Annotated in this window: 6 protein-coding genes and 1 pseudogene; 1 reads left to right on the top strand and 6 read right to left on the bottom strand. The window is 68.9% G+C overall.

Annotation, left to right across the window (positions count from 1 at the left end; genetic code table 11):
• The 6 genes and pseudogenes from H0W38_RS13475 to H0W38_RS13450 form a co-directional block, all read right to left on the bottom strand.
• A pseudogene (locus tag H0W38_RS13475) lies at positions 1 to 469 on the bottom strand (hypothetical protein); the annotation flags it as partial.
• A 31-nt stretch (positions 470 to 500) separates the two neighbouring features.
• Complete coding sequence (locus H0W38_RS13470) at positions 501 to 2,066, bottom strand: glycine betaine ABC transporter substrate-binding protein (RefSeq protein WP_292454855.1); 1,566 nt, start codon at positions 2,064 to 2,066, stop codon at positions 501 to 503.
• A gap of 90 nt (positions 2,067 to 2,156) precedes the next feature.
• A complete protein-coding gene (locus H0W38_RS13465; protein WP_292454852.1) occupies positions 2,157 to 3,149 on the bottom strand; it encodes a D-glycerate dehydrogenase in 993 nt (330 codons plus the stop codon).
• A 41-nt stretch (positions 3,150 to 3,190) separates the two neighbouring features.
• Positions 3,191 to 4,114: a delta(1)-pyrroline-2-carboxylate reductase family protein gene (locus tag H0W38_RS13460; protein WP_292454850.1), complete on the bottom strand. Its 924-nt coding sequence runs from the start codon at positions 4,112 to 4,114 to the stop codon at positions 3,191 to 3,193.
• A 6-nt stretch (positions 4,115 to 4,120) separates the two neighbouring features.
• Positions 4,121 to 4,834, bottom strand: a complete 714-nt coding sequence (locus H0W38_RS13455) for a nitroreductase (protein ID WP_292454859.1) — start codon at positions 4,832 to 4,834, stop codon at positions 4,121 to 4,123.
• Between the two features lie 23 nt (positions 4,835 to 4,857).
• Positions 4,858 to 5,832 carry a histone deacetylase gene (locus H0W38_RS13450; RefSeq protein WP_292454856.1) on the bottom strand — a complete coding sequence of 325 codons (975 nt, stop codon included), beginning with the start codon at positions 5,830 to 5,832 and terminating at the stop codon, positions 4,858 to 4,860.
• Between the two features lie 205 nt (positions 5,833 to 6,037).
• Here H0W38_RS13450 and phaP point away from each other — a divergent pair, with 205 nt between their 5' ends.
• Positions 6,038 to 6,586 carry a TIGR01841 family phasin gene (gene phaP, locus H0W38_RS13445; RefSeq protein ID WP_292454847.1) on the top strand — a complete coding sequence of 183 codons (549 nt, stop codon included), beginning with the start codon at positions 6,038 to 6,040 and terminating at the stop codon, positions 6,584 to 6,586.
• Positions 6,587 to 6,615 lie beyond the last annotated feature (29 nt).

Here is a 6,615-nt window from a genome sequence, read left to right as displayed (position 1 = left end):
TGCGCCCCAGCCCGGCGTCCTGCGCCTCGCGCGCGCCCTGAGCCTGCGTGCCCAGTGCGATCGTGGTCGCACGCAGCGTGTCGGCCAGCATCTGCTGGGTAGCCGCGAGCTGGGTGCGAAAACTGTCAATCTGCTCGTTCTGCGTTCGCGCCACATCGCCTTGCTGGGCGAACAGCGTCTGCTGAAATGTGGCCAGCGTCACGCCGAGCTCGGTACGGGTCGCCGCCGAACTGCGGTCGATTTCGCTGCGCAGCATGTCGCCGCTGCGCGCCACCTCGTCTCGCTGCGACCGGGTACCGCGGCCGAGTTCATCGCGCAACTCGCGGGCGAGCCGTTCGCTGGCGTCCCGCAGGGCTGCCTGCATCGTCTCCTCGAAGCGTTGCCGCGCCCGCACCTCGCCGCGACGCAGCGCGAGCCAGGCAACAAACAGCAGATTCAGCGCGGCAAGGGCCAGCAGCGCGGGGAGCATCCAATCCATCGCCGGGATTGTCGCAGCGGCTTCAGCGGCGGTGGCGCAAGCGCAGCGCCGCCTCGAACGCCCCCTGCATCAGCACCGCCAGCACCGCAGCGGGCACCGCGCCGGACAGGAGCACCGCCGTGTCGTTGAGCGCCAGGCCGGCGACGATGCGCTCGCCGTAGCCCCCGGCGCCGATGAACGCGGCCATCGTCGCGGTGCCGACATTGATCGTCGCGGCGGTCTGCACACCCGCCAGCAAAGTAGGCATGGCGCGCGGCAGCTCGACGTGGCGCAGGCGCTGCCGGCGCGTCAGGCCGAGCGCCTTCGCAGCCGACGACAGCCCGGCGCCCACGCCGAGCAGGCCCGCATGCGTGTTGCGCACGATCGGCAGCAACGCGTACAGAAAGAGCGCGAGCAGCGCCGGCACGAAGCCGATGCCGCCGACCAGCACGATCAGGAACGCCAGCATCGCGAGGGACGGAATGGTCTGGATCACGCCCACCACGCCGAGCACGGTCTGCGCCAGCGCCGGTCGCCGCCAGGCCAGCACACCCAGCGGCACGCCGATCGCCGCGGCCAGCGCCAGTGAGCCGAACACGAGCGTCAGGTGCTGGCCGGTGAGGCGCCAGAAATCGGGCGCCCAAAGCCGCTGCCAGAAACGCGCGCCGGTACTCTGCCGCGAAGGCGTGCGCTGCGCGGCATCGGCGACCGGCGGTGGTGCATCAGCCTCGCCTGGCTTCGGTGGCGCAGCCTCGCCGGGCGCAGGCAGGCCGGCGACGAACTCGCGTGCCACCTCGGCATAGGGCCGGCGGTCGAGTTCGACCGCCGCATTGAGCGCGATCATGCGCGGCGCGTCGATGCGCCCGGTCAGCGTCTGCAGCGCTGCGGCGTCGAGGCCGGCGCGCATCAGCAGCACCGCCTCGTAGGAGGGAAAGAAGCGGCGATCGTCGCGCAGCACGCGCAAGGCGCCGCCGACCAGCCGGGCGTCGGTCGAGTAGATGTCGATCACATCGACCTGGCCCTCGGCCAGGGCGGTGTAGGCCAGGCCGTGATCCAGACCGGCCGGCGACGCGAACGGCAGGCCGTAGGCACGGCGCAGCGCCGGCCAACCGTCGGTTCGGCCGAGGAACTCGTGCGAGAGGCCCAGGCGCAGGCCCTTCGCGGCCGGGCGCTTCAGGTCGGAGATCGTTTCAAGGCCGAGGCGCGCTGCGTCGGCCTCGCGCAGCGCCAAGGCGTAGCTGTTGCTGAAGCCCAGCGGCACGGCGGCCTTCAGGCCGCGTGGCGCGAGCCAGTCGTTGAGCTGGTCCAGCGAAGGATCGCCCTCGCGCTTGAGCAGCTCACGGACGATGGTGCCGGTGTATTCCGGATAGACATCGATGCTGCCGCTGGAGAGCGCCTGTTCGAGCACCGCGGTGTTGCCCAATCCGGGCCGATGCTCGGCCGGCACGCCGGCGCGAGCCAGCGTCTCGGTGACGATCGCGCCCAGCAGGTAGGACTCGGTGAAGCGCTTGGAGCCGACCTGCACCGTCGCCGCCGAAGCGCCGACGGCGGCTGCCAGCACGAGCAGCAGCGCGGTCACCAGTCGCGGGAAAGCAAAGGGACCACGCATCGTGACCCCAGTGTCGCAGGCGTTCGCGGCCCCGGCCGCTCCGCTCACCGCTCGCGTCGGATCATGAGGCGGCAATCGCGCTTCAGCGCATCAACGGGTCCTCAACACCTCGGGATTCACTGGCGTCGGAGGAGCGCCCGCCTGCGGGCCCTGCCCGAGTGCTGCGATCAGGTTGTCGACTGCCAGGCTGGCCATCGCGCGCCGCGTCGTGATGGAAGAACTCGCGATGTGCGGCGTGAGCACGATGTTGGGCACGTCCAGCAGACCGGCATGCACCTTGGGCTCGCCCTCGAACACGTCGAGCCCTGCAGCGGCGATGCGGCCGGCCTTCAGCGCCTCGGCGAGTGCGGCGTCGTCCACCACGCCGCCGCGGGCGATGTTGGTGAGGGTGGCGCTCGGCTTCATCGAGGCCAGCTCGGCGGCGCCGATCGCATGGTGTGAAGCCGGCGAATAAGGCACGACCAGCACCAGGTGGTCCGCCTCGCCTAGCAGCGTCGCCTTGTCGACGTAGCGCGCCTTCACCTCGGCCTCGGTCTGCGGCGCCAGCCGCGAGCGGTTGTGGTAGATCACCTGCATGCCGAAGCCCAGCGCGCCGCGCCGGGCAATGGCCTGCCCGATGCGGCCCATGCCCAGGATGCCCAGCGTGGTGCCGTGCACATCGGGGCTGGCGAACTGGTCGTAGTGCCACTTGCTCCAAGCGCCGCTGCGCAGGTAGCGCTCCGACTCGGCAATGCGGCGCGCCGCGGCCATCATGAGCGCGAAGCCGAAGTCCGCGGTGGTCTCGGTCAGCACGTCGGGTGTGTTGGTGACGACGATGCCGCGCGCCGTGCACGCCGCCACATCGATGTTGTTGTAGCCGACCGCCATGTTGCACACGGCCTTGAGCGCCGGGCAGGCCACCAGCACCTCGGCATCGATGCGCTCGCTGCCGGTGGTGAAGGCGCCCGCCTTGTCTTGGAGCCGCTCGATCAGTTGCGGCCTCGTCCAGACCGCATCGTCCGGGTTGTCCTCGACCTCGAAATGCGCGCGCAGACGCTCGACGATGTCGGGAAAAGCCTTGCGGGCCACGAGAACCTTGTTCATGTCTTTCGTCCTGTTGATTGAAATCAGAAATAGCCGCCGGATCAGGCTTGGTTCACCGCAGCATGCGCTGCGGCCAGATCCCAGGCCGCCTGGCCCACGGTCTTGAACACGGGAGCCGGTCCCGGCGCCCCCGAAACGTCGAGGTGATCGACCAGCTCGGTGACGCTCCCCCAGTCAATACCGGCTTGAATCAGATCACCGGCTTCGTGCCGGGCTCCGGGCAGCGCGTCGACCACCACCGAGCGCGAGCGCAGCAGCGAGGGTGGCAGCTCTGCCATGTCGGGCCGGAACGCACCGACGCCGACGACGAGTAATTTGTCGTGCAAGCCGTCGGGCAGTACCGGACGGGTCGCCGTGGTCAGCGTGACGACAGCATCGACTCTGCCGAGGGCTTCATCGATCGACACCGCCGCTCGCAGCCGTACGCCAGGGCAGGACAGCGCGACCGCATCGACGAACGCAGCCGCCCGAGCTTGATCGCGGCCGACGACCTCCACGCGTTCGAGTTCACCGAGCTCCGCCAGCAGCCGTGCATGCTCAAGTGCCTGTGCGCCGGTGCCGACGAGGGCGACCGAGCGCAGCGGCTGACGCGACAGCACGCGCAGGCCCAGCGCCGTGACGGCCGCCGTGCGGCGCGCGGTCAGCGTCGGGCCATCGAGCAGCATGAGCGGCTGGCCGTTCCCAGCGTCGGTGACCAGGACGAGCCCCTGGATCGTCGGCAGGCCGCATCCGGAGTTGTGCGGATGGACCGTCACGAGCTTAGTGATGGCGAGCTCGGCATCGGCAGCCGGCATGACGAGATAGCTGCCTTCAGCAGGCAGCGGCAACGCCAGACGCTCGGGTGCGTTCAGCGAGCCTGCACGGCGCGCACGCATGGCCCGGATCACCGCCTCGACGCGCGCCGCTGCGGGCAGCAGCGCGCGCGTGGCGGCAGCATCGAAAGTGGGCAGGCTGGCGGTCGCCAAACCGGGTCAGTCGATGAAACGCGCGAAGCCGGCGACGGGCTCGCGCTCGGTGACGAGCCTGTTCGCCACGGCGTCGGGGTCCGCATGGCCGAGCGACATGCCGCACACCAGCATCTCCGTTTCGGGCAGCTGCAATTCCCGCTCGATCACCTTGTGAAACGGCGTGAAGGCGGCCTGCGGACAGGTGTCGAGGCCCCGGCCGCGCGCGGCCACCATGATGTTTTGCAAGAACATGCCGTAGTCGAGCCAACTGCCTTGCTCCAGGAGGCGATCGATGGTGAAGATCAGGCCGACCGGCGCATCGAAGAAGACGTAATTGCGGCCGAACTGCACATGCATGCCGGCCTTGTCGGTCTTGGCGATGCCGAGCAGGCTGTAGAGATCCCAGCCGATCTTGCGGCGCCGGTCGATGTAGGGCGACGCCCACTGGCGGGGGTAATAGGCGTACTCCTCGCGCTGTTCGGCGAGTTGCGCCGGGTCGTCGTGGACCGCGAGCAGCGCCGCACTCAGGCGTGCCAGCGAGGCGCCGGTGAGCACCCTCACCTTCCACGGCTGGGTGTTGGTGCCCGACGGAGCGCGCGCGGCGACCTGCAGGATGTCTTCGATGGTGGCGCGCGGGATCGGCGTCGGAAGGAAGGCGCGCACCGAGCGGCGGGAAGCGATCGCCGCATCGACTGCGGCGGTGCTTGCAGGGGCCGGATTCGAGGGCGAAGAATGCATCGTCGAGCGGGCAGCAGGCAGGATCATGGCCGCTGATTATGAGAGCCCTCGTCCGAGCGCCCGCGCCACGCGTGAGCGCAGTGCAGGGCCGCGCGATAGGTGGCGAGCTGCACGGCCACCGTGTCGTCGATGACGCGCCCGTAGCCGCCGCCCATCGTCAATGCGACCGGTATCCCCCGCTGCTCGCAGGCGGTGAAGACGCGCCGGTCGCGCTCTGCGAGCCCGGCGGCGCTGAGCTTCAGCCGCCCGAGGCGGTCGCCCTCGTGCGGGTCGGCGCCGGCCAGATAAAACACCAAGCCCGGCAGTTGATCGACGTGGCGGGCCCACAGCGTGGTGAGCGAGGCATCGAGGGCCTGCAGGTATTCATCGTCCTGGCAGCCGTCGGGCAGTTCGACGTCGAGGTCGCCGGGCTCCTTGCGAAACGGGAAGTTCTTGGCGCCGTGCAACGAGAGCGTGAAAACGCTCGGGTCGTCGCGAAAGATCGCGGCGGTGCCGTTGCCCTGGTGCACGTCCAGATCGATCACGGCCACGCGCAGCAGAGAACGCGGCATCGTCAACGGCGTGCGGTGCCATTCGGCCTGCATCAGCCGGGCGGCCACGGCCATGTCGTTGAACACGCAGTACCCGCCGCCGCGCCCTGCCTGCGCGTGGTGGGTGCCGCCGGCCAGGTTGGCAGCCACACCTTGTTTCAGTGCCGCTCGCGCCGCCGCGATGGTCGCGCCGACCGAGCGCCGGGACCGCTCGACCATGCGCTCACTCCAGGGAAAGCCCATCTCGCGCTGCTGTGTCGGCGAAAGCAGGCCGCGCGTCACGGCCTCTATATAGGCCGGCTCGTGCGCCAGCGCGAGCTCTCCATCAGTTGCGGCCGGCGCCTCGACCAGCTGCACCGCCGGCAATTCGGCGGCGATACGCTCGCGCAGCAGGGCGTATTTCGCCATTGGAAAACGGTGTCCGTCAGGCAACGGCAAGACGAAATGATCGCTGTAATACGCCTGCATCATGGCTCGGGCATTGTGTGGGCATGCCGCGCCGGGGCGCCTTGCCTGTCCCGATGAAAAACTTTCTCAGGCAAAGCCCCCTAAAATGGTGCGGCGCAGCAACAAACACTTGCGTTCGGGGAAACCCTGCGTACACTAGCCCCTATGTTGCACTGCACCAATCGGTTTTTGCTGCAACTGCCCGCAACCCAATGGAGACCGAAAAATGCTGACCACTGAACAATTGATGACCGCCCACAAAGTCAATGTCGAGACCCTGTTCGGTCTGACCTCCAAGGCCTTCGAGGGCATGGAGCAACTCGTCGCGCTGAACCTCCAGGTCGCTAAGGCCGGCATGGCCGAAGCCGCCGACCACACCCGCGCCGCGCTATCGGTGAAGGACGCGCAAGAACTCATGGCCCTGCAAGCCAGCCTGCTGCAGCCGGCCGCCGAGAAGGCCGCTGCCTACAGCCGCCACCTGTACGACATCGCTTCGGGCACCAGCGCCGAAGTGAACAAGATCGCCGAAGGCAAGATGGCCGAAGCGCAAAAGGGCTTCATGGCCGTGGTCGACTCCGCGGTCAAGAACGCTCCGGCCGGCAGCGAGAACGCCGTCGCCCTGGTGAAGTCGGCTGTAGCCGCTGCCAACAACGCGCTCGAGGGCGTGCACAAGGCCGCCAAGCAAGCGCAAGACGTGGCGGAAGCCAACTTCCAGGCGATCAACACCAGCGCGGTCAAGGCTTCGCAAGCGGCCACCGCCAAGGCCCGCCGCTAAAAGCAGGACGGGCTCGGGGGCCATAGCCG

The sequence above is a fragment of the Methylibium sp. genome, assembly GCF_013817365.1.
Lineage (GTDB): Bacteria > Pseudomonadota > Gammaproteobacteria > Burkholderiales > Burkholderiaceae_C > Methylibium.
This window is presented reverse-complemented; position numbering and strand designations above follow the sequence as displayed.

What these genes read in the sequence shown, in the direction of transcription:
- H0W38_RS13470 (WP_292454855.1), bottom strand. Translation starts at nt 2,066, where the DNA reads ATGCGTGGTCCCTTTGCTTTCCCGCGACTGGTGACCGCGCTGCTGCTC.
- H0W38_RS13465 (WP_292454852.1), bottom strand. Translation starts at nt 3,149, where the DNA reads ATGAACAAGGTTCTCGTGGCCCGCAAGGCTTTTCCCGACATCGTCGAG.
- H0W38_RS13455 (WP_292454859.1), bottom strand. Translation starts at nt 4,834, where the DNA reads ATGCATTCTTCGCCCTCGAATCCGGCCCCTGCAAGCACCGCCGCAGTC.
- H0W38_RS13450 (WP_292454856.1), bottom strand. Translation starts at nt 5,832, where the DNA reads ATGCAGGCGTATTACAGCGATCATTTCGTCTTGCCGTTGCCTGACGGA.
- phaP (WP_292454847.1), top strand. Translation starts at nt 6,038, where the DNA reads ATGCTGACCACTGAACAATTGATGACCGCCCACAAAGTCAATGTCGAG.